This is a genomic window from Luteibacter yeojuensis (genome assembly GCF_011742875.1).
Lineage (GTDB): Bacteria > Pseudomonadota > Gammaproteobacteria > Xanthomonadales > Rhodanobacteraceae > Luteibacter > Luteibacter yeojuensis.
This window is the reverse complement of the sequence record NZ_JAAQTL010000001.1, coordinates 3,005,049-3,026,576: the sequence shown is the minus strand read 5'-3', so window position 1 is coordinate 3,026,576 and position 21,528 is coordinate 3,005,049. Positions and strand designations below refer to the sequence as shown.

The window sequence follows — 21,528 nt, the reverse complement described above, 5'->3', positions numbered from 1 at the left end:
GAGGTGAAACCATGGGTACCGTCAACCTGCATCGCGTCCTGCGTACCACTCCCGAGCGTCTCTTCAAGGCCTTCACCGACCCGGACGCCATGGCCAAGTGGCTGCCGCCGTACGGGTTTACGTGCAAGGTCCACCAGATGGACGCGAAGGTCGGTGGAACCTTCAAGATGTCGTTCACCAACTTCAGCACCGGCAACGGCCATGCCTTCGGCGGCAAGTACCTCGAAGTCGAGCCGGGCAAGCGCCTTCGCTACACCGACGTGTTCGACGACCCCAACCTCCCCGGCGAGATGGTCACCACCGTGACCATGACCGCGGTGAGCGTGGGAACGGAACTCAAGGTGACCCAGGAAGGCATTCCGGACGTCATTCCGACGGAAGCGTGCTATCTGGGCTGGCAGGAATCGCTGATGCAGCTGGCGACGCTGGTCGAGCCGACCATTCCTGACTGACTTCCCGCGCAGGAGCCGCTATGGCGGCTCCTACGCGCGGCCGTAGTCCACACGTCAGGGCCAGCTTGTGGCACATAGCCGACGAAGCCCGAGCAGCTACCTTGGGGGCTACGCCAGACCGGGCCATGGGAGTCCCGGCAGGTACCCTTCGCGGAAGGACGAGCCATGCTTGGCTATTACGTGGAACTCGCGTTGCGCAACATGAAGCGCAGCAAGATGCTTACGGCGTTGATGGTGCTGGCGATCGCCGTCGGCATCGGCGCGAGCATGACCACGCTGACGGTCATGCACCTGCTCTCGGGCGATCCGCTTCCCGGGCGAAGCCAGCACCTTTATTACCCGCAGATCGACGTGAGTCCGGAATCGAAGGGCCGCGAGCCCTACGACGTGATGGACTACCGGACCGCCGTCGACCTCTGGCGTTCGCACCGGGCCGACCGGCAGGCACTCGTCGTCAACAGCCCGGTAAAGCTTGAGGCGCCGGAAACCAGGCTCCCCCCGCTGATGCTGCCGATGCTCTCGACGACCACGGACTTCTTCGCGATGTTCGACGTGCCGTTCCGTTACGGGCATGGATGGAGCGCCGCCGACGATGCTGCCCGCGCGCGTGTCGCCGTGATCTCTTCCGACCTCAACGAGAAGCTCTTCGCAGGAGGCAACAGCGTTGGCCGCACCCTTCGCCTGAGGGGCAAGGACGTGCGTATCGTCGGGGTGCTGGCGCCGTGGCGGCCATCGCCGCTGTTCTACGACGTGCGGGGCGGCCGCTTCGCCAACGGCGACACGGCGGAGTTCTACAGCAGGCCGGAAGATGTGATCACGCCTCTCGACACGGCCCTCGAGATCAACGACGGCAACTTCCAGCAGTTCACGTGCTGGGGCATGCCGGCCACGCCCGGTCACCTGCAGAATTCGCCGTGCGTGTGGGTGGCGCTGTGGGTGCAGCTTGGCGATGCGGCCAAGGTCGCGGCGTACCGCCGCTACCTCGACGACTACGCCGCCACGCAGAAGGCGCTCGGCCGCATCAAGCTGGCGGACAACAACCGTATGCGCTCGCTGATGGAATGGCTCGATTTCAATGGCGTCGTTCCCAACGACGTGAAGCTGCAGACCATGCTGGCTTTCGCCTTCCTCGCCATCTGCCTGTGCAACGTGGTCGGGTTACTGCTGGCGAAGTTCCTTCGCCGCGGCGGGGAAATCGGCCTGCGGCGCGCTCTTGGCGCCACGCGGAAAACGGTGTTCGCGCAATACCTGGTCGAAGCGGGCGTCATCGGAATCGTGGGCGGCGTCGGCGGCCTGCTGCTTACCCTGCTCGGCCTGGCCCTGGTGCGAAGCCAGCCGGTGCCTTATGCGGACTTCATCCACCTCGACACGTCCATGTTCCTGGCGACCTTCGCACTGTCGGTTGGCGTGAGCCTGGTCGCCGGCATGTTGCCCGCGCTGCGCGCGAGCCTCGTGGAACCCGCGCTGCAACTGAAGGTGATCTGAGATGAGCACGATGCAGTTCCAGCCCATCCTCGCCGCGCTGCGCAAGCACCGTATCGCCACTGTCCTCATCGCCCTGGAGGTCGCGCTGGCTTGCGCGGTGTTGTGCAACGCCTGCTTCCTGATCATGCAGCGGGTGGACGCGATGCACGTCGTCAGCGGTGTCGACGAAAGCGCGCTCGGCACCATCGTGCTCGACGGCTTCGACCCGGCGCAGGCCAACGACCTCAATGCGCGCGTCCTGTCCGCCATCCGCGGCGTGGCCGGCGTGCAGTCAGCCACCGTGGTCAATGCGGTGCCCTTCAGCCAGCACGCCGGACGTGCCGGTGTGTTCCTGGATCACGACAATGGCCAGTTCGGTGGCGTGGTCGACTTCTACCTCGCGAGCCCGGGCACGGCCGAAGCCTTCGGCCTGCACCTGATCGCAGGGCGCATGCCCGCCCAGAACGAGTACACGCCCGTCGCCACGTTCGTTCCCAGGAGCCCCCCGGTGCTGGTCACCCGCGCGCTGGCGGAGCATTTCTGGCCGGGCGAGAATCCGCTCGGCAAGACGTTCTGGAGCGCGGAAACCTTCCGCGTGGTGGGCGTGCTGGATCACCTGGCCGTGCCGGAACCCGGCGGCGGCGAGGAAAAGGATGCGGACTGGTCCGTCTACGTACCGGCCCAGCCGGGCCCGATGTTCGCGGGAAGGTACCTGGTACGCGCGAACCCCTCCGATCTGCCGGGCGTCATGCGCCGGGCACGGGAGGCCGTGCTCAAGGCCGCCCCGGAAGCGGTGATGGACCAGGTACAGAGCCAGACCGTCAGCGACCTGCGCAGCAGGTATTTCCTGAGTTCCCGGGTCATGACCGGATTGCTGGTGGGCGTCGTGATCGCGCTCCTGGGTACGACGGCGCTCGGCATCGTCGGCCTCGCCAGCTTCTGGGTGGCGCAGCGTCGCAAGCAGATAGGCGTCCGCCGCGCGCTCGGCGCCACGGGCGGCGACATCCTCCGCTACTTCCAGATCGAGAACTTCCTGATCGTCAGTATCGGCATCGCACTCGGAATGGCCCTGGCTTACGGTATCAATGCGACCCTGATGCAGTTCTACGAACTGCCGCGCCTGCCGGTGGGGTACCTGCCCGTGGGTGCCGCGGCGCTCTGGATCCTCGGTCAGCTCGCCGTGCTGGCACCGGCGCTTCGGGCGGCGTCCGTGCCACCGGTGGCAGCCATGCGTTCCGCCTGACGGTGACCGAGGGTGTCCGCACCCAGCGTCCGCGGACAGCCTCGCTCGACGCCAAAGCGAATCGCAACACGAGGAAATTCAAAGCGATCTACGACCGGCACGCTTCTTGCTGAAATGCCCCCATCAACACATGCGCATAGGGGCGAACATGCAAAAGCGGAAGCTATCGACTTGCCTGACGGTGCTGCTGGCCCTGGCCGGCGGCGTGCCGGCGGCAGCCGGTGCCGAGGATCTTCTGGATATCTACCGCGAGGCGGTGGCCAACGATCCCGTGCTCGCGACGGCGGACGCGCAGCGGCTGGTGGTGGCGGAAGGCGTGCCCCAGGCGCGCGCCGCACTGTTGCCACAGCTGTCCGCGGGCCTCAGCCTTCAGCAGTTCCATCCCGGATATTCCGGTGTCGTCAACGACGCCAACGGAAACGCGGAACCCGTCAACAGCGGTCACAGTCGTCAGCGCGACCTCACCTTGAGCCTCGACCAGACGGTGGTCGATCTCTCGAAATTCGCGCGCGAGCGGCAAGCGAAGCTCACGGCCGAAGCGCAGAACGCTACCTACGAAGGCGAACTGCAGGATCTCTTCGTTCGCGCCACCACGGCGTACTTCAACGTGCTGGTGGCCCAGGACCAGGTGGAAGTGTTCCAGTCGTACGAAGACGCATACAAGCAGCAGTACGACCAAGCCACCACGTTGTTCGGCCAGGGCCTGGCGCCGCAAGCCGACCTCACGCAGTCGGAGGCCTACTACCTCTTCATCAAGTCGTCGCGCGTGGATGCGGAGACCGCACTGAAGGATGCCCGCCGTGCCCTCCAGCAACTGACGGGCAAGGAACCGGGTACGCTGAAAACCCTGCGGGACGACATTCCCATGGAAAAGCCGACGCCGGACGACCCCAAGGCGTGGGTGGAGCAAGCCATGCAGCAAAGCCCCCAGGTTCTTGCCGCCACGCATCTGGTCCGTGCCGACGAGCACTCGATCGACGCCGCCCGCGCCGGACATCTGCCCACCCTCAACCTCGCCGTCGGTTACGACAAGGCCGGCGCCTGGTCGAACCGCCTGCCCGGCAGTGCAAGCTACGGCACGGGAACCACCACCGTGGGTCTGGTGCTTTCGGTGCCGCTCTTCAGCGGTGGCCTGACCCAGTCACAGGTTCGCCAGGCCATCCACCAACGCGACGCCGACGAGGGCGACCTGGAAAGCGTGCGCCGGCGGACTACCCGCGACACGTACAACTACTTCAACCTCGTGGAGGCGGGTATCGGCCAGGTGGACGATGCGCGCAAGGCGGTCGACGCCGCGAAGAAGGCCCTGGCGTCGATGCGCGCCGGCTATGACATCGGCACGCAAAGCCTCACCAACGTCGTGGTGGCGATCCAGACCCTCGCCGAAATCCGCAGCCAGTACACCGCGCTGCGCCACCAGCTCATCCTCAACAAGCTCCTGCTCAAGCGCACGGTCGGTGCCGCCACGCTGAAGGACGTGGAGGACATCAACCGCCTGCTTCAGTAATCTGAGGGGATACAAAGGCGGGAGTGGAAGGATGAGCCGAAAGACAGTGGCACTGGGCCTGGCGGCTCTTCTCGCGGCCTCCTCGCCGTTTGTCCGTGCAGCGGACGACGACGAGGCCCAGGTGCGCAGCGCGGACACCACCTTCTGGAAGGCATACAACGCCTGCGACATGACGACGATGGGTGGCCTGATCACGGCCGACGTGGAGTTCTATCACGACAAGGGTGGACTCACGTCGACGCGCGAGGGGCTGATCGAATCCCTGCGCAAGGGACCCTGCGGCGACCCGAAGATGCACCTGCGCCGGGAAGCCGTGGATGGCAGCGTCGCGTTCCACCCCATGAAGGGAGGCTACGCGATCCTTTCGGGCCGTCATCTCTTCTATGTCTCACGGGATGGCAAGCCGGAACAGCTCGATGGCCAGGCGGAATTCACCACCTTGTGGAAATACGACCAGGGGCAATGGCGTATGCATCGCGTGCTCAGCTACGACCACGGCCCTGTACCCCATACACCACCAACGACGTCGTTGAGACTACCTGCGACCGCGCTGGCCGCGTTCGTCGGTCATTACAAATCGGCGCGCGTGGGCATGATCGCGATCGCCATGGACGACGACCACCTCAAGCTCGCCGCTGGAACCTTCACGGCTACGCTTTACCCCGAATCGCCCACGCGCTTCTTCGCGACGGAGCGCGACCTGCGCTTCGAATTCGAGAAGGGCAAGGATGGAAAAGTCGACGCGTTGGCCGTCATCGAGAACGGTGTCGTCAGCGAGCGTGCCTAGCGCCTTCCTTAGCGCGTCGCCGACACCGTCGGCACGCCGTCCTTCAGCTCGAAACGGAATGAATAATCGAGGCTGAAGGGCTGGGTCGTCTTCGTCTGGCTGAAGTTGCCGCGCGCGTCCTCGTGATCCTGGACGACCGTCATCGGCGTGTAAGTCCAACGCATCGCGGCCTCGCGGACGGCGGCGAAGAACACGCCGTGGTGTTCGCCGCCCATCGTGTCGAGGTCGCGCACGTCGGTCACCTTGCCTTCGCCGTCGACGATCACCTTGGCGCGGATCGTGGCGGCGAGGTTGGCCGAGACCAGCTCCGGCGGATACACCGGGGGTGGATTGTCGACGGGCTGCGCCCCGAACGTGTGCTGGCCCTTCGCCGGCTTGAGGCGATCGGAGTCCTTCGCCGGGACCATGTCGTAGCTGACCTTGCCGTCCTTCGGCGTGCCCGGCGGCGCGACCGTTGCATCGTGCGCGCAACCCGCCAGCAAGAACGTGCCGGCCAGGGCCATCACGCCCGTGGCAACGCGGCGGCTCATGGATTTGCTCATGTGGTTTTCCCCTGATTATCCGTACCGGCGGACGGCCCCGTCCCCCGGCGGCCATGGCATGCCGGGCCAATGATGTCCGCGTGCCTGCCGATCTTCAAGTCCTTCAGAGGGGTCGGTCTGCCTCCGTCCTCCAGGCAAACCCGGCACATACCCGGGCTCCGATCCGATCGGCGCGCTGGTGTTGTCGCCACGCATACGACGTTTCTCAACGTTGTTCTGCCGTGTTTGCGGTCGCGTACACGCGTACCGGGTGGGGCGGACGAGGCCCCATCGCGACAGCGACACCATCTAAGGCTTGCTTAAGTTTCGGTCGCCAGGCTACGCCCTCCCCGGTCCGCAGGCTGCCCCATGTTCTTCGCTTTGCTCTTCCTTACGAGCCTTGCCGCTTTCGCGCTCAGCACCGTGAGCGGTGGCGGCGCGGGCCTCTTGTTGTTGCCCGTGCTCGGCGTGGGTCTCGCCACGGCGCAGGTGCCGGTGGCCCTGTCCGTTGGAAGCACCATCAGTAGCGCCGCCCGCCTGGGGCTATTCATAAGGCATATCGAGTGGCGTGTGGTGCGCTGGTTCGTGCCGCTTTCGCTTCCCGGTGCGTTTGTCGGCGTGTGGTTGCTGGATCGTATGAGCCCGCTTTACCTGGAAGCCGTGCTGGGCCTCTTCCTCCTGGGCAATCTGCCTATGCTGTTTCGTCGGCAGCGGGAGATGGACGCGAAACCGGGCCGTCCCGGCACTCTGCTGGTTCTCGGTCTCGTTGCCGGCTTCGTGTCCGGGCTCACGGGCGCGGTGGGTCTGCTGTTCAACCGCTTCTATCTTCGCCATGGGCTGAGCAGACAGCAGGTGGTCGCGACGCGCGCGGCGAACGAGATCCTGCTTCACCTGACCAAGCTGGTTCTTTACGGCGCCTTCGGTCTCTTCGGCGCAAATGCGCTGATTGCAGGTACCGTCACTGGCGCGGCTGCCATCGCGGCGGCGTTCGGCGTACGAAAGGTGCTTCCCCGTGTCGGAGAGATCACCTTCCGTCGCCTGGGCTACACGGCGATGGTCGTTGCCGGTGCCGTCATGACGGTCAATGCCGGATCGGGGTTGGTGGCGAAGCACGGGATAAGCGTTGCGTCCCGCCGTGTACCGCAGGGCCTCGACCTGTCGTTCAACGGCTTCGGCGGCTGGGTCGGCGTGGAGCTCCGACACAATGAGCTTCCGGAAATCGAGTACGTGGTGGCGTTCGATACGCTGCCCGAAGCAAAGAGAGCCGTCGCCGCCCCGCTTATCGAAGGTGCGGAGCGTGTCATCGTGGAGGCTGTGCTCTCGTGGCGTAGCCTGGCCTATGAGCTTCACGTCTATCGGGACGGCGTACTCGAGAAGTACGAGATGTGACTTCCGCGCCTTGTAGGCGTCTGCCTCGCGCATGGGCATCGCTTGCGCGAACCCTCAGCATGAATAAGTCAGACATTTGATGGTATCACGTAAGTGTATATCCGCCCTAAAAAAAATCGGTCAGAAAAACGGCGCCATTCTCATATTCCGCGCGTTGTTCGCAAGAAGCTTCCCGGAAAATCTATGTGATCGAGATCACACTTATGAGAGTTACGCCTTAATATTTCAGTAACGCCTAAGCTATAACGTCAAAGCGCCGTGAAAGCACGGCTTGTCGTCCGACAAGCCCGGCTCTGCAGGGGAAGCGGTACTCGTTATGGACACGTACCCGTTTAGAAGGCCATTTGCTCAGAGTGCGAAGCGATTCGTTTATCGGAACCGCGCCGGTCATCGACGACGGCGGCCCAGTGTCTTTCCATCGCGCATGACGATTTTGCATCCACCTCCCGCGGATGCGAGCGCAAGCGCCACTGTCTGATCCGCTCGTTCCCGAATTCCGCCACCTTTCCACGTGCCTGGCCTTAGCCAGGCGCGACTGAGGGGTTGCGGCCAAACGCCGGGATATCCGTACGTCACTGCGCGAAGTGCGGCGTGGCCTTGTGCCGTGCCGACGGGCACGCGCGCGCGCACGAATTCCCGGCCATTCCTCCCGTGCATCTCCCCACGAAACAGGAAACCGGCATGAACAAAATCCACAGCAAGATCTGGAACCGCGAGTTGAATCAGCTCGTGGTGGCATCGGAACTGGCGAGCCGTCCGCGCGGTGGCACGACCTCGCAACGGCCGGCGCGAAGGCCCGGCATGCTCGCCGCCGCGGCGCTGCTTACCTTGGGAGGCCTTGCCTGGACGACGCTGGCTCAAGCGCAGGCGAGCTGCGTGAATCCGCCGTATAACGTCTACTCGGGCTCGGCCACATGCGCCGGCGTATCGTCCGCGGCCGATGCCGGTGGTGGGACGGCCGTCGGATACGGTGCGCACAGCGCCGCCTTGAACGGCATCACGATGGGCTTCCAGGCCTATGCGGCAGGGATAAACGCCATTTACCTGGGTGCCCGTACCGCTCCGGGTACAGGGGCACTCGGCGACGCGAGCATCGCCATCGGCACGGATGTGACCTCTTCGGCCTCGGGTGCCATCGCCATGGGCACGCAGTCGTTGTCCAATCAGAACGACGCGGTATCCATCGGCACGATCTCGCATGCCACCGGGCTCAACTCCATCGCGCTCGGCCGGCAGGCCACGGCGGCCAGCGTGAGCAGCATCGCCATCGGCGGCGGGGCGTCGAGCAGCAGCGGCAATGCGATCGCCCTCGGTGCGTATTCTTCCGCGAGCGTGGGCGTTGCAGCCGCCCTGGGTTATGGAGCGATCGCAGCCGGGGAAGGCGCGCTCTCGGTCGGCCTGGGATCCCAAGGCAATGCGGTTCATTCCACGGCTGTCGGTTTCCAGGCCTATGCGACCGCCCTCAACGCCATCTATCTGGGACCGCGCACCGCCGGCGCCGGCGCGGCAGCCGAATCGGCTGTCGCCATCGGCACCGATGTAAGTGCCGCGGGCACTTACGCCGTGGGCATCGGCCTGCGAGCGAATGCATCGCAGAACAACGCCCTGAGTTTTGGCGTGGATTCAGCCGCATCGGCTGGCGATGCGATGGCGTTTGGACACAATGCGGCAGCATCGGGAACCAGCGGCATCGCCATGGGCACCACGGCCATCGCGAGTGGCGCCTCCAGCATCGCGCTCGGTACGTCCGCGACCGCCGATGCGGCGGAAGCCGTGGCGATCGGAAACGCCTCGCATGCGACGGGCGGCAAGGCGGTGGCCATCGGTTCCGGAAACACCGCGTTCGGCGACGGTGCCGTGGCCATCGGCGATCCGAGTTATGCCAGCGGCACGGGTGCGTTTACCGGTGGCGCGAACAACATTGCGAACAGCGACGGCACGGCCACGGCAACCGCCGCCAACATGGCGGACGGCGCGGTGGCCATCGGCAACGGCAACAAGGCCATCGGGCAGGGAAGCGTCGCGCTCGGCAACGGGTCGACGGCGGGCGCGGCCGGCATGGGCGGCAATGTCGCCATCGGCGACGGTGCCGTCGCGGCGACGAAGGCGGGCGATGTCGCGATCGGTTCCGGCAGCACCACATCGGCCACCACGAATGTCCCGAACGCCACCATTGCCGGTACCTCCTACACTTTCGCGGGCGGTACGCCGGGCAGCGCCTTCTCGGTGGGCGCCGCGGGCGCGGAGAGGCAGATCCAGAACGTCGCGGCAGGGCAGGTCACGTCGGCTTCGACCGATGCCATCAACGGTTCGCAGCTGTTCGCGACCAACCAGGCGGTGGATGGACTGGACACGAGCGTCACCAATCTCGGCAATACGGTGACCAACCTCGGCGACAGTATCGCCACGACCATCGGCGGCGGTACGACTTACGATCCGAGCACGGGCAACATCACGACCAGCGTGACCTACGGCGGCAATACTTACAGTTCGCTGCAGCAGATCTTCAACCAGATCGACGGTGACGTGGCCGCCGGCGCCGTCCATTATTTCAGCGTCAACGACAACGGGACGCCCGGTGGAAACTACGCCAACGACGGGGCCACCGGACTCAATGCCCTTGCCGCCGGCGTGGGCTCCACGGCCACGGCCGACAACGCTACCGCGCTTGGGCAGGGCGCGGGCGTCTCGGTGCTCGGCGGCGTGGCCCTCGGTTCCGGTGCGATCTCCGACCGGGCAATCGCACCGGCGTCCGGCACGATCACCGTCGGCACGAACACCATCCCGTACAACACGACGGACAAGACCCTGCTCGGCTCGGTGTCGGTAGGCAATGCCACCGGCTATCGCCAGGTAACGAATGTGGCGGACGGTACGGAGGACCAGGACGCGGTGACGCTGCGCCAGTTGAAGGGCGCCATGGGTTCCTTCTCGGTGACGCCGATCGAATACTTCCACGCCAACTCCGTTCTCGCGGACTCGGCGGCCATCGGTACCGACTCGGTCGCCATCGGTCCGGAGACCACGGTCAACGGCGACAACGCCATCGGCATGGGCAACCATTCGATCGTGCAGCAGACGGCACCCGGCGGCATCGCCATCGGCCAGGACACCACGGTGAACCTTGCCGATGGCGTGGCTCTCGGTACGGGCGCCACATCCAATGCGATCCAGGCACTCGCGATCGGCGCCGGTTCGCAAGCCGCCTTCGTGGGAAGCGTGGCCCTGGGGTCGGGCTCGGTCACAGCCGACAAGGTCGCCACCACCGGCACCACCATCAACGGCACGCCTTACACCTTTGCCGGCGGCGCACCGGGTTCCACGGTGAGCGTGGGCGATGTCGGTGCCGAACGCACCATCACCAACGTGGCGGCAGGCCGGATAAGCAACGGCAGCACCGATGCGATCAATGGGTCGCAGCTGTTCGCCGTGCAGGATGCCGTCGGCACGGTAGGCACGTCGGTCACCAACCTCGGCAACACCGTGACCAACCTCGGCGACTCCATCGCCAACAGCATCGGCGGAAGCACCACCTACGATCCGGCCACCGGCACGATCAACACCAGCATCGACTATGCCGGCAACACGTACAACTCGGTCCAGCAGGTGTTCGACCAGATCGGCACCAACGGCATCAAGTACTTCCACGCCAATTCAAACCTCGCCGATTCCGTTGCGGCGGGTGTGAACAGCGTGGCGATCGGGCCGGTGTCGAACGCCACCACCGATAACGCGGTGTCGATAGGCAATGGCGCCACCGCTGGAGCCAACATCGGGGACGTGGCGCTGGGCGCGGGTTCGACCACCGATGTCGTGGTCCAGACCCCCGGCGACACCATCGCGGGCACAGCGTACACCTACGCCGGCGGTACGCCGAGCAGCACGGTCAGTGTCGGGACGACGGGCGCGGAACGCACGATCACCCATGTCGCCGCGGGGCAGGTGAACGGGGGGAGCACGGACGCCGTGAACGGTTCGCAGCTGTTCGCCACCAACCAGGCGATCGAATCGCTCAACACCACCGTCATCAACAGCGCCACGCACTACTACAGCGTGAACGACAACGGCGTCACCGGCGGCAACTACGCCAACGACGGCGCGTCGGGCCTGAATGCGGTGGCGTCCGGCGTGGGCTCGGTCGCCACGGCGCAGAACGCTACCGCGCTGGGCCAGGGCACGAACGCATCGGTGGTAGGCGGCGTGGCGCTGGGTTCCGGCGCGGTATCCGATCGAGCGATCGCCCCGGCGTCGGGAACGGTCACGGCCGGCACCCACACCATTCCGTACAACACCAGCGACCGCAACCTGCTCGGCGCGGTATCGGTGGGCAATGCCACCGATTTCCGCCAGGTGACCAACGTGGCGGACGGCACGGAAGACCAGGACGCGGTGACCTTGCGCCAGTTGAAGGGCTCGCTGAGTGCGTTTGCGGTGACACCGACGAAGTACTTCCACGCCAATTCGGCGGCGGCGGACTCCGCGGCGGTCGGCGCGGAATCGGTCGCCGTCGGACCGGAGACCACGGTGAACGGCGACAACGGCATCGGCATGGGTAACCACGCCATCGTGCAGCAGACCGCGCCGGGCGGCATCGCGGTAGGCCAGGACACCACCGTGAATCTCGCCGACGGCGTGGCGCTGGGTACCGGCGCGACGGCCAACGCCATCCAGGGCATGGCCCTGGGCGCCGGCTCGGAAGCGGACTATGTAGGCAGCGTGGCCCTGGGCTCGGGGTCGAAGACGGATGCGGCGGTCGGAACGGCCAGCGCGACGCTTGCCGGCACCACGTACAACTTCGCGGGCATCACCCCAGGCTCCACGGTGAGCGTGGGCGCCGCTGGCGCGGAGCGCACCATCACCAACCTGGCGGCCGGGCGGATCAGCCAGCTCAGCACCGACGCCATCAACGGCTCGCAGTTGTTTGCCACCAACGCCAGCATCGACGCGATCTACAGCGAGTTGACCAACCTCAGCAACACAGTGAACAACCTGCCGCCGGGCGGTGGCGGCAACGGCGGCAACAACCAGTACGACAACAGCAACGACGACACGGACCCGGCCTCGGCGACGGGCTCCAACTCCACGGCTTCCGGTGCCGGCTCGTCGGCCACGGGCAACAACAGCACGGCGGTGGGCGCGAATTCCTCGGCCACGGGCGACAACAGCGTCGCGATAGGCACCGGCTCGGTGGCCAGCGGGAACAACACGGTATCGGTGGGCTCGGCGGGGCACGAGCGCACGGTCACCAACGTGGCGGCGGGTACCGCGCCCACCGATGCGGTGAACGTGAGCCAGCTGGACCAGGCCGTGGAAAGCGCGAAGAACTGGTCGAAGAGCTACACCGACCAGCGCTTCCAGACAGTGAACCAGGACCTCAATCGCATCGGCAACCGCGCCAACGCGGGTGTCGCATCGGCGATGGCGATGGCGAGCCTGCCGCAGGCCTACCAGCCCAACCAGAATTCGGCCGGTGTGGCGGTGGGCAGCTTCCATGGCGAAACCGGCATCGCGGTGGGCCTGTCGACCATCACCGAGAGCGGACACTACGTGCTGAAGCTCAACGCCACGACCAACTCGCGCGGCGACGCCGGCGCGGGCGTCGGCGCGGCGGTGGTCTGGTGAGGGGTGCATCCATGAACAACATCGAAGGAGTCAGGACCATGCGTGCATCGCTCAAGGGTTTCGCCGTGGCGTCGTTGACGCTCGCGCTGGCCGCCTGCGGCAGTTACAGCCGCGACGTGGCGAAGGATGGCCGCTCGGCGGGACAACTCGAATGGCCCGCGCCGCGGAACATGCCGTCCCTGCACAAGGGCGGTACCTTTCCCAACCTCGACAACCTGCGCCTGATCAAGGCGGGCGTCGACAAGCACCAGATCTCGGAACTGATCGGCTTCCCGCACTTCGACGAAGGCGTGTGGGGTGTGCGCGAGTGGAACTACCTGTTCAATTTCCGCAAGGCGGGCAGCGACGACGTAGTGCAGTGCCAGTACAAGATCCTGTTCGACCAGGACAAGCTGGCGCGCAGTTTCTACTGGATGCCGGCATCGTGCGCGGCGTTCCTCGATGTGGCGAAGCCGGCGGCGGCCGCGGTCGCGGAGGACATGCCGCAGCGGATCACCCTCGCTGCCGACGCACTCTTCGCCTTCGACAAATCCGAACTCACGACCGAAGGCAAGCAGGCCGTGACGGACCTTGGCGCGAAGTTGCGCGCGCACATGGCGCAGATCCAGGGCATTCGCGTCACCGGCTACACGGATCGCCTCGGCAGCCACGCCTATAACCAACCGTTGTCCGAACGCCGGGCACGCGCCGTGATGGACGCGCTGGTGACCGACGGTGTGCCGCGCACCAAGATCCTCGCCGAAGGCCTTGGCGAGAGGGACCCGGTGAAGGATTGCCCGAATGGCGCACGCGAGGAGCTCGTGGCGTGCCTCGCCCCCAATCGGCGCGTGGAAGTGAGAGTCGATTAGTCGAAAGCCGCTGGCGCGCGACCGGGGTTGCCATGAGCACCCGCTCGCGCGCCAATGCGTGCCCCACCACGGGGCACGGTCACACCCGGTGGGTCAGTGGTGTGCCTTCGCTCTCTGGCGGTGTGCCGTCTGCTTCGCACGGTTGCCGCAGGCGGCCATGCTGCACCAGCGGCGCACGCGGCCACGGGTATGGTCGGCGAAGAGCAGGGTGCAGGTGGGACCTTCGCAGGCCTTGATGTGCGTGAAATCCTCTTCGGCGACGAGCTTCGCCATCGCCTCGCCGATCGGCTGTAGCAACGACTCCGGCGACGTCCAGCGCCGGGTGCGCACGAAACGCAGGGAGCCGCCCCCGTCGCCGGCGAGCACCTGCGCATAACCTTCGTCACGCGCGAGCAGCAAATTCAGCGGCTCCAGTTCCCCCAGGCTCGACGCGTCGAGCGCGTGACCTTTCCTCTCCCGGACAAACGCACGGAACCACTCGCGCAGGCTGCGCGCCTGATCCGCGAGGCGATCGAGTTCGCCGGGCATCGCGCGCTGGCGCACCTCGGCCAGCACCGCGGCGGGGACCATGCGCATCTGATCCAGCCAGGCCAGCAGGGCGTCGCCGTCGTCGATCCAGTCGATGGCAACGTCCACAGGGGTCGCGATGGAATTAAGGAAGTCGAGGCCGGGGGCGTCGGCAATAAGGATGGCGGGGGAGGAAGGGGGCATGGGTCGGCTCCGTCAGGTGGGATGAAAATAACCTCTCAAAAGGCTATTGACAAGTTACATTGGGGCGAATAACCTTCTTATCAACGCCAAGGCGGTTACCGCCGAAGACGAGGCCGGGGAATGCCCTGACCGGCACTCGAATCGCCCACCACAGTCCCGAATACGGAGAACGCCATGCTCGCAGCCGATCTGACCTTCATCCTCGCCCACGGCGCCTGGGCCGACGGTTCCAGCTGGTCCAAGGTGATTACCGGCCTCCTTCATCGAGGCATCAAGGCGGTTACTGCACCCCTTCCGCTGACGAGCCTGGCCGACGATGTCGCCGCTGTCGAACGAACCGTCGAACGGGTAGGTGGACCGGTGGTGCTCGTGGGCCATGCCTATGCCGGCGCGGTGGTTGGATCCGTCCGCAGCCCGGAGGTGAAGGGCCTTGTCTACGTGACGGCCCTGGCGCCCGACGAAGGCGAAACCGTTGCCGACGTGTTCTATCGCACCGAGCCGCATCCGCTGGCGCCGCACCTGGCCCCCGACGCGCACGGCTGGATCTGGTTGCCGGAAAGTGCCTTCGCGAAAGCCTTCGCGCCCGATGCCTCGGAGGACGGGCAAGCCATGCTGGCTGCCGTGCAACGTCCCATTTCCCCGGCCTGCATCACCGTCCCCGTTGCCCGTCCGCTCTGGAAGGACGTGCCGAGCTGGTACCTGGTCGCGGCACAGGACCGCATGATCGTGGAAGAGACGCAGCGCTTCATGGCGGCGCGGATGAACGCGACGGTCGTGGCGCATCCTGTCGATCACACCCCGGGGGTGACGGCCCCCGACACGGTAGTGGACCTGATCCTGCAAGCCGCGCACGGCATCGCGGGCTGAGCATGGACATCCGGACCGGATTCGAGAGGAGCCGCGCCATGACACCCGAACGCGAGGTGGCCATCGATCGGTTCGGCGCATTCACCAGGGCGGCGATCGCCGGGATCGTCGCCATCCTGGTCCCGAGGCCCGAGGCTCCCGGCTCGCCACTCATGTTCGCCGTGACGGCCGTAACGACCGTGCTTGTATCCCTTCTAGGCCTTTCGCACGCCTGCAGTGCACTGGCCCTTTACCTCCGCCCCGCCATCGCGGACGACCCCATGCGTCCCGCGCATACATCCTGATCCGACATCACATACCGAGGAGAACCCCCCATGAGCGCCATCGCCTACCGCACCGCCAATGTCGACGGATTCAACGTGTTCTATCGTGAAGCCGGTGCCGCGAACGCGCCGAAGCTGTTGCTGCTGCATGGCTTCCCGTCGTCCAGCCACATGTTCCGCGACCTGATCCCGCTGCTCGCCGACCGCTTCCACATCATCGCGCCCGACCTTCCCGGCTTCGGTCTGTCGGACATGCCGAGCCGCGACAGCTTCAAATACACCTTCGACCACGTGGCCGACGTCATCGACCGCTTCACCGAAGTGGTCGGTTTCGACAAGTTCGCGGTGTATGTCTTCGACTACGGCGCACCGACGGGTTTCCGCATCGCCGCCCGCCACCCCGAGCGCATCACGGCCATCATTTCGCAGAACGGCAATGCCTATGAAGAAGGATTGAGCGATGGCTGGAACCCGATCCGCGCTTACTGGCAGGACCCGTCACAGAAGAACCGCGACGTGCTGCGCGACATGCTGAAGCCGGAAACCACGCGCTGGCAGTACACCCATGGTGTGGCCGACGAATCCATGGTCTCGCCGGATGGCATCGCGCTCGACAACTACTACCTCGCCCGTCCCGGTGCCGACGAGGTGCAGCTGGACCTGTTCGGCGACTACAAGAGCAACGTGGCGATGTACCCGGCCTTCCAGGCGTACTTCCGCCAGCACAAGCCGCGCTTCCTGGCTGTCTGGGGCAAGAACGATCCGTTCTTCCTGCCGCCGGGAGCCGAAGCGTTCAAGCGCGACATTCCCGAGGCCGAAGTGCGCTTCTTCGATACGGGGCATTTCGCCCTGGAAACCCACGCGGAAGAGATCGCCAAGACTATCGGCGATTTCCTCTCCCGCTGATCGTCGGCCTAGGGAACCCCGCTCATGTATGCCCGGGCGGTGAGTTCCCGGTAGGCACGAAGGTAGCGGCGCTGATGGCCGGCCACGGCCGCGCCACCAGCGGCAGCTATGTGGACTAACCCGCAACGCATTGCAGAGGAAAAACCATGTCCAGGAAAGTCGCCATCGTCACGGGGGCCAGCCAGGGTATCGGCCAGGCGACCGCCGTCCGGCTCGCCCGCGATTTCGACGCGGTGGCGCTTGTGGCACGCAACCGGGCGAAGCTCGAGGAAACGGCGCGCGCCGTGGAGGCCGCGGGCAGCGAACCGCTCGTGATCGATACGGACCTCGCCACGCCATCGGCCGCGAAGTCGGTGGTCGCCAGGACGCTCGCCGCGTTCGGCAGGATCGACGCCATGATCCATATCGCCGGCGCGGTGCCGCAGATCGACCTCCTGGAGATGACCGACGAGCAATGGGATGCCGGCATGGCGCTCAAGCTGCACGGCGCACGCCGGCTCACCGTGGAAGCGTGGCCGGCCCTGAGGGACGCCAAGGGCTCCGTGGTGTTCATCTCGGGCAATTCGGCAAGCGCGCCCAAGTCGGCTTACGCAGCGGTGGCGACCATCAACGCGGCCATCTTGGCGCTCGCGAAAGCATTCTCCGACCGCGGCATCGCGGATGGCGTGCAGGTAAACAGCGTGTCGCCGGGCGCTGTGATGACCGGACGTCGCCGGTCCTATCTCGAGCACTGGGCACCGCTGCACGGCATGACGGTGGAAGAGGCGACGGAGAAGTTTCCGGAGGAAGCCGGCATCACGCGTTACGGCACGCCGGAAGATATCGCGGAGTTGATGGCGTTCGTCGTGTCGCCCTCCGCGCGATGGATGACCGGCTCGGCACTGCGGATGGATGGCGGCGAGATCAAGGGAATCTAGCCATCGTCTCCACGGCGACGGGAGCGGGGCGGCTGCGACAGGGCACGGGTGGACACAAGCGCTATGTAGGAGCCGCTATAGCGGCGAGGACAACCTCGCGGCGCCATCACACGATTTTCTCGCCGCTATAGCGGCTCCTACAGCGATGGTCTACCCTCGGGAGCCTGTCCAGGCTAACTCCCCAACAGCGCTGAGGACCCGTACATGGAACCGTCGGACGATTGGAAATTCACCCGCCGCGATGTCCTGAAGATGGGCGCGGTGTCGATGTCGGCCCTTGCCGTACCCGGCCTTGTGGCCGCCCAGGTCAGGAACGACGTCCCGGGCAAACCCGTCACCGCGAAGGTCGCCTTCGAGGTCAACGGCAAGGCGCAGTCACTCGACCTCGATACGCGTACCACGCTGCTCGATGCCCTGCGCGAACACCTTCACCTCACCGGTACCAAGAAGGGCTGCGACCACGGCCAGTGCGGCGCATGCACCGTCATCGTGGACGGTCGCCGCATCAACAGCTGCCTCACCCTGGCGGTGATGCACCAGGGCGCGAAGGTCACCACCATCGAAGGCCTGGGTACCCCGGACAAGCTACATCCGATGCAGGCCGCCTTCGTGAAGCACGACGGCTACCAGTGCGGTTACTGCACGCCCGGCCAGATCTGCTCCGCGGTGGCGGTGCTGGACGAGATCAAGGACGACATTCCCAGCCACGTGAGCGAGGATCTGACGGCGAAGGCGCAGTTCAGCCGCACGGAGGTCCGTGAACGCATGAGCGGCAACATCTGCCGCTGCGGTGCGTATTCGAACATCCACGACGCGATCGCCGAAGTGGCAGGGGGTGCCGCATGAAGCCCTTCACCTACGAGCGCGCCGATTCGCCCAAGGCCGCCGCGGCCGCGGCGGCGAAGGTGCCCAACGCGAAGTTCATCGCCGGCGGTACCAACCTGCTCGACCTCATGAAGATCGAGATCGAACAGCCCGCCCACCTGATCGACGTCAATGGGCTGGACCTCGACAAGATCGAGCCCACCGACGATGGCGGCCTGCGTGTCGGTGCCCTGGTCCGCAACACCGACCTCGCCGCCGACGCGCGCATCCGTCGCGACTATCCGCTGCTGTCGCGCGCGCTGCTGGCCGGCGCCTCGGGTCAGTTGCGCAACAAGGCCACGACGGCGGGCAACCTGCTCCAGCGCACGCGTTGTCCGTACTTCTACGACACCAACCAACCCTGCAACAAGCGCCTGCCGGGCAGCGGTTGCGCGGCCATCGGGGGCTTCAGCCGCCAGCACGCGATCGTGGGCGTGAGCAAGTCGTGCATCGCCGTGCATCCCAGCGACATGGCGGTGGCCATGCGGGCCCTCGACGCGACGGTGGAAACCGTGAAGCCCGACGGTAGCGCGAGGCGGATTCCCATCGCGGACTTCCATACCTTGCCGGGCAACACGCCGCATATCGAGCACGTGTTGACGAAGGGCGAGCTGATCACGGCGGTCACGCTGCCGAAGCCGATCGGCGGCACGCAGCTCTATCACAAGGTGCGCGATCGCGCGTCGTATGCGTTCGCGCTGGTATCGGTCGCCCTCGTCGCGCAGCCCGATGGGAGCGGGCGGGTCGCGCTCGGCGGCGTGGCGCACAAGCCGTGGCGCGTGGAGGCCGCCGAGGCCGAGCTGCCGAAGGGCGCCAAGGCCGTGGCGGAAAGGCTGCTTGCCGGCGCGAAACCCACGGACGGCAACGCGTTCAAGATCGTACTCGTGGAGCGCACGCTCGCCGGCACGCTGGCCGAAGCGAAGGAGCGGAAGGCATGAAATTCGACACGCCCGCCACCACCAATCCCATCGACCGGCTGAAGGTCGTCGGCAAACCTGTCGACCGTATCGACGGTCCGTTCAAGGCGACCGGTACCGCGCATTACGCCTACGAGCGCCACGACGCGGCCCCGAAACATGCCTACGGCTATATCGTGGGTTCGTCCATTCCCAAGGGCCGGGTCGTTTCCATCGACACCTCGCGCGCGAAGCGCGCTCCGGGCGTCATCGCGATCGTCACCGCGCAGAACGCCGGCAAGCTGGGGAAGGGCAAATTCAACACCGCACACCTGCTTGGCGGCCCGAACATCGAGCACTACCACCAGGCGGTGGCCGTGGTGGTGGCGGAAACCTTCGAGCAGGCCCGTGCGGCCGCGCAACTCGTGCATGTCGACTACGCGCGGGCCAAGGGTAACTTCGACCTCGCGGCATCGAAAGCCACGGCGGAGAAACCGAAGGGCGGCAAGCCCGACACGGCGGTGGGCGACTTCGACGCCGCCTTCGCCGACGCGGCGGTGAAACTCGACGCGACCTATACGACGCCCGACCAGTCGCACGCCATGATGGAGCCGCACGCGACCATCGCCGCCTGGGAAGGCGACAAGCTCACCCTGTGGACGTCGAACCAGATGGTCGACTGGAGCCGTGGCGACGTCGCCATCACGCTCGGTATTCCCAAGGAAAACGTTCGCCTCGTTTCGCCGTATATCGGCGGTGGCTTCGGCGGCAAGCTGTTCGTGCGGTCCGATGCGATCATGGCCGCGCTCGGCGCGCATGCCGCCGGCCGTCCCGTGGCCGTCACGCTGCAACGTCCGCTCATCTTCAACAATACGACGCATCGTCCCGCCACGATCCAGCGCATCCGCATCGGCACGTCGAAGGACGGCAGGATCGATGCGATCGCCCATGAGAGCTGGTCGGGCGATCTAGCCGGCGGCGACCCGGAAACGGCGGTGTCGCAGACCCGCCTGCTCTATGCCGGCGCGAACCGCATGACCGCGATGCGCCTCGCGGTGCTCGATCTGCCGGAAGGCAACGCCATGCGCGCGCCGGGAGAGGCGCCGGGCATGATGGCGCTGGAAATCGCGATCGACGAGATCGCCGAGAAGACGGACATCGATCCCGTGGAGTTCCGCATCCGCAACGATACCCAGGTGGATCCCGAAAAGCCCAGCCGCCCCTTCTCGCAACGCCACTTCGTCGAATGCATGCGCACCGGCGCGAAGCAGTTCGGTTGGGAGAAGCGCGCGAGCCGGCCGGGGAGCGTGCGCGAGGGCCGCTGGCTGAAAGGCATGGGCGTGGCTTCGGCATTCCGCAACAACCTGGTGATGAAGTCCGCCGCGCGCGTGCGTCTCGAGCGCAGCGGGCGGCTCGTCGTCGAAACCGACATGACCGACATCGGCACGGGCAGTTACACGATCATCGGCCAGACCGCGGCGGAGATGCTCGGCCTGCCGCTCGATCGCGTGGATGTGCGCCTGGGCGATTCCACGTTCCCCGTATCGGCGGGCTCGGGCGGCCAGTGGGGCGGCAACAGCTCGGCGGCGGGCGTGTATGCCGCCTGCGTGAAACTGCGCGAGGCCATCGCGCGGAAACTTGGCGTCGATCCGTCCAAGGCGACGTTCGACGGCGGCCAGGTGGTGGCCGACGGCAAGCGCGTAGCTCTGGAGCGTGCCGCGGCCGATGGCGACATCGTGGCCGAGGACGGCATGGAGTACGGCGATCTCGCCAAGACCCACCAGCAGTCCACCTTCGGCGCGCACTTCGTCGAAGTGCGCGTGGACGCGGCCACCGGCGAGATCCGCATCGACCGCATGCTGGCGGTCTGCGCCGCGGGGCGCATCCTCAATCCGAAGACGGCGCGCAGCCAGGTGATCGGCGCGATGACGATGGGTGCCGGTGCGGCCCTGATGGAAGAACTGGTGGTCGACAAACGGCTGGGTTACTTCGTGAACCACGACCTCGCGGGATACGAGGTGCCGGTGCATGCCGACATCCCGCGCCAGGAGGTGGTCTTCCTCGACGAGACCGATCCGATGTCCTCGCCGTTGAAGGCCAAGGGGGTGGGCGAGCTGGGCATCTGCGGCGTCGCGGCAGCCATCGCGAACGCGGTGTACAACGCCACCGGGGTCCGCGTACGCGATTACCCCATCACGCTGGACAAGTTCATCGACAAACTGCCGCCCGTATAGACGCCATGCTGTAGGAGCCGCTATAGCGGCGAGGAAG

At 66.1% G+C, this 21,528-nt stretch carries 17 protein-coding genes; 15 read left to right on the top strand and 2 right to left on the bottom strand.

All coding sequences use genetic code 11. The annotated features are described in order from the left end of the window. The first annotated feature begins 11 nt into the window (after nt 1-11). The 5 genes from HBF32_RS13700 to HBF32_RS13680 all read left to right on the top strand — a co-directional run bounded on the left by HBF32_RS13700 (nt 12) and on the right by HBF32_RS13680 (nt 5,453). Nucleotides 12-452, top strand: coding sequence for an SRPBCC family protein (locus tag HBF32_RS13700; RefSeq protein WP_166700152.1), 441 nt, complete (start codon nt 12-14; stop codon nt 450-452). 165 nt (nt 453-617) lie between these two features. Then, nucleotides 618-1,937: an ABC transporter permease gene (locus tag HBF32_RS13695; protein ID WP_166700151.1), complete on the top strand. Its 1,320-nt coding sequence runs from the start codon at nt 618-620 to the stop codon at nt 1,935-1,937. A 10-nt stretch (nt 1,938-1,947) separates the two neighbouring features. Next, complete coding sequence (locus HBF32_RS13690) at nt 1,948-3,159, top strand: ABC transporter permease (RefSeq protein ID WP_166700558.1); 1,212 nt, start codon at nt 1,948-1,950, stop codon at nt 3,157-3,159. Between the two features lie 148 nt (nt 3,160-3,307). After that, nucleotides 3,308-4,666: a TolC family outer membrane protein gene (locus tag HBF32_RS13685; protein WP_166700150.1), complete on the top strand. Its 1,359-nt coding sequence runs from the start codon at nt 3,308-3,310 to the stop codon at nt 4,664-4,666. A gap of 31 nt (nt 4,667-4,697) precedes the next feature. After that, the gene (locus HBF32_RS13680) at nt 4,698-5,453 is read left to right on the top strand and encodes a nuclear transport factor 2 family protein (RefSeq protein ID WP_166700149.1); all 756 of its coding nucleotides are present in this window, start codon (nt 4,698-4,700) and stop codon (nt 5,451-5,453) included. Between the two features lie 8 nt (nt 5,454-5,461). Here HBF32_RS13680 and HBF32_RS13675 read toward each other — a convergent pair whose 3' ends face one another. Beyond that, nucleotides 5,462-5,995: an energy transducer TonB gene (locus tag HBF32_RS13675; RefSeq protein WP_166700148.1), complete on the bottom strand. Its 534-nt coding sequence runs from the start codon at nt 5,993-5,995 to the stop codon at nt 5,462-5,464. A gap of 348 nt (nt 5,996-6,343) precedes the next feature. Here HBF32_RS13675 and HBF32_RS13670 point away from each other — a divergent pair, with 348 nt between their 5' ends. The 3 genes from HBF32_RS13670 to HBF32_RS13660 all read left to right on the top strand — a co-directional run bounded on the left by HBF32_RS13670 (nt 6,344) and on the right by HBF32_RS13660 (nt 13,833). Then, nucleotides 6,344-7,363: a sulfite exporter TauE/SafE family protein gene (locus tag HBF32_RS13670; protein ID WP_166700147.1), complete on the top strand. Its 1,020-nt coding sequence runs from the start codon at nt 6,344-6,346 to the stop codon at nt 7,361-7,363. A 681-nt stretch (nt 7,364-8,044) separates the two neighbouring features. Then, entirely contained in the window at nt 8,045-12,985 is a 4,941-nt protein-coding gene (locus HBF32_RS13665) for a YadA-like family protein (RefSeq protein WP_166700146.1), read from the top strand. 38 nt (nt 12,986-13,023) lie between these two features. Further along, the gene (locus tag HBF32_RS13660; RefSeq protein ID WP_166700145.1) at nt 13,024-13,833 is read left to right on the top strand and encodes an OmpA family protein; all 810 of its coding nucleotides are present in this window, start codon (nt 13,024-13,026) and stop codon (nt 13,831-13,833) included. A 93-nt stretch (nt 13,834-13,926) separates the two neighbouring features. On the opposite strand, the gene HBF32_RS13655 is transcribed toward HBF32_RS13660, so the two are convergent. Then, the gene (locus HBF32_RS13655) at nt 13,927-14,544 is read right to left on the bottom strand and encodes a CGNR zinc finger domain-containing protein (RefSeq protein ID WP_166700144.1); all 618 of its coding nucleotides are present in this window, start codon (nt 14,542-14,544) and stop codon (nt 13,927-13,929) included. A gap of 174 nt (nt 14,545-14,718) precedes the next feature. Between HBF32_RS13655 and HBF32_RS13650 the strand changes: the two genes are divergently transcribed. The 7 genes from HBF32_RS13650 (at nt 14,719) to paoC (ending at nt 21,491) form a co-directional block, all read left to right on the top strand. Continuing rightward, nucleotides 14,719-15,411 carry an alpha/beta fold hydrolase gene (locus HBF32_RS13650; protein ID WP_166700143.1) on the top strand — a complete coding sequence of 231 codons (693 nt, stop codon included), beginning with the start codon at nt 14,719-14,721 and terminating at the stop codon, nt 15,409-15,411. A 38-nt stretch (nt 15,412-15,449) separates the two neighbouring features. Further along, on the top strand, nt 15,450-15,695 hold the full coding sequence (locus HBF32_RS13645; RefSeq protein WP_166700142.1) for a hypothetical protein: 246 nt from the start codon (nt 15,450-15,452) through the stop codon (nt 15,693-15,695). Between the two features lie 30 nt (nt 15,696-15,725). Further along, a complete protein-coding gene (locus HBF32_RS13640; protein ID WP_166700141.1) occupies nt 15,726-16,580 on the top strand; it encodes an alpha/beta fold hydrolase in 855 nt (284 codons plus the stop codon). A gap of 146 nt (nt 16,581-16,726) precedes the next feature. Then, a complete protein-coding gene (locus HBF32_RS13635; RefSeq protein WP_166700140.1) occupies nt 16,727-17,497 on the top strand; it encodes an SDR family oxidoreductase in 771 nt (256 codons plus the stop codon). A 204-nt stretch (nt 17,498-17,701) separates the two neighbouring features. Beyond that, nucleotides 17,702-18,343, top strand: a complete 642-nt coding sequence (paoA, locus tag HBF32_RS13630) for an aldehyde dehydrogenase iron-sulfur subunit PaoA (RefSeq protein ID WP_166700139.1) — start codon at nt 17,702-17,704, stop codon at nt 18,341-18,343. Beyond that, nucleotides 18,340-19,299, top strand: a complete 960-nt coding sequence (locus HBF32_RS13625; protein WP_166700138.1) for an FAD binding domain-containing protein — start codon at nt 18,340-18,342, stop codon at nt 19,297-19,299. The genes paoA and HBF32_RS13625 overlap by 4 nt, the downstream gene beginning before the upstream one ends. Continuing rightward, nucleotides 19,296-21,491: an aldehyde oxidoreductase molybdenum-binding subunit PaoC gene (gene paoC / locus HBF32_RS13620; RefSeq protein WP_166700137.1), complete on the top strand. Its 2,196-nt coding sequence runs from the start codon at nt 19,296-19,298 to the stop codon at nt 21,489-21,491. The genes HBF32_RS13625 and paoC overlap by 4 nt, the downstream gene beginning before the upstream one ends. Nucleotides 21,492-21,528 lie beyond the last annotated feature (37 nt).

What these genes read in the sequence shown, in the direction of transcription:
- HBF32_RS13680 (WP_166700149.1), top strand. Translation starts at nt 4,698, where the DNA reads ATGAGCCGAAAGACAGTGGCACTGGGCCTGGCGGCTCTTCTCGCGGCC.
- HBF32_RS13700 (WP_166700152.1), top strand. Translation starts at nt 12, where the DNA reads ATGGGTACCGTCAACCTGCATCGCGTCCTGCGTACCACTCCCGAGCGT.
- HBF32_RS13675 (WP_166700148.1), bottom strand. Translation starts at nt 5,995, where the DNA reads ATGAGCAAATCCATGAGCCGCCGCGTTGCCACGGGCGTGATGGCCCTG.
- HBF32_RS13625 (WP_166700138.1), top strand. Translation starts at nt 18,340, where the DNA reads ATGAAGCCCTTCACCTACGAGCGCGCCGATTCGCCCAAGGCCGCCGCG.
- HBF32_RS13670 (WP_166700147.1), top strand. Translation starts at nt 6,344, where the DNA reads ATGTTCTTCGCTTTGCTCTTCCTTACGAGCCTTGCCGCTTTCGCGCTC.
- HBF32_RS13685 (WP_166700150.1), top strand. Translation starts at nt 3,308, where the DNA reads ATGCAAAAGCGGAAGCTATCGACTTGCCTGACGGTGCTGCTGGCCCTG.
- HBF32_RS13665 (WP_166700146.1), top strand. Translation starts at nt 8,045, where the DNA reads ATGAACAAAATCCACAGCAAGATCTGGAACCGCGAGTTGAATCAGCTC.
- paoC (WP_166700137.1), top strand. Translation starts at nt 19,296, where the DNA reads ATGAAATTCGACACGCCCGCCACCACCAATCCCATCGACCGGCTGAAG.
- HBF32_RS13650 (WP_166700143.1), top strand. Translation starts at nt 14,719, where the DNA reads ATGCTCGCAGCCGATCTGACCTTCATCCTCGCCCACGGCGCCTGGGCC.
- HBF32_RS13655 (WP_166700144.1), bottom strand. Translation starts at nt 14,544, where the DNA reads ATGCCCCCTTCCTCCCCCGCCATCCTTATTGCCGACGCCCCCGGCCTC.
- HBF32_RS13645 (WP_166700142.1), top strand. Translation starts at nt 15,450, where the DNA reads ATGACACCCGAACGCGAGGTGGCCATCGATCGGTTCGGCGCATTCACC.
- HBF32_RS13695 (WP_166700151.1), top strand. Translation starts at nt 618, where the DNA reads ATGCTTGGCTATTACGTGGAACTCGCGTTGCGCAACATGAAGCGCAGC.
- HBF32_RS13690 (WP_166700558.1), top strand. Translation starts at nt 1,948, where the DNA reads ATGCAGTTCCAGCCCATCCTCGCCGCGCTGCGCAAGCACCGTATCGCC.
- HBF32_RS13640 (WP_166700141.1), top strand. Translation starts at nt 15,726, where the DNA reads ATGAGCGCCATCGCCTACCGCACCGCCAATGTCGACGGATTCAACGTG.
- paoA (WP_166700139.1), top strand. Translation starts at nt 17,702, where the DNA reads ATGGAACCGTCGGACGATTGGAAATTCACCCGCCGCGATGTCCTGAAG.
- HBF32_RS13635 (WP_166700140.1), top strand. Translation starts at nt 16,727, where the DNA reads ATGTCCAGGAAAGTCGCCATCGTCACGGGGGCCAGCCAGGGTATCGGC.
- HBF32_RS13660 (WP_166700145.1), top strand. Translation starts at nt 13,024, where the DNA reads ATGCGTGCATCGCTCAAGGGTTTCGCCGTGGCGTCGTTGACGCTCGCG.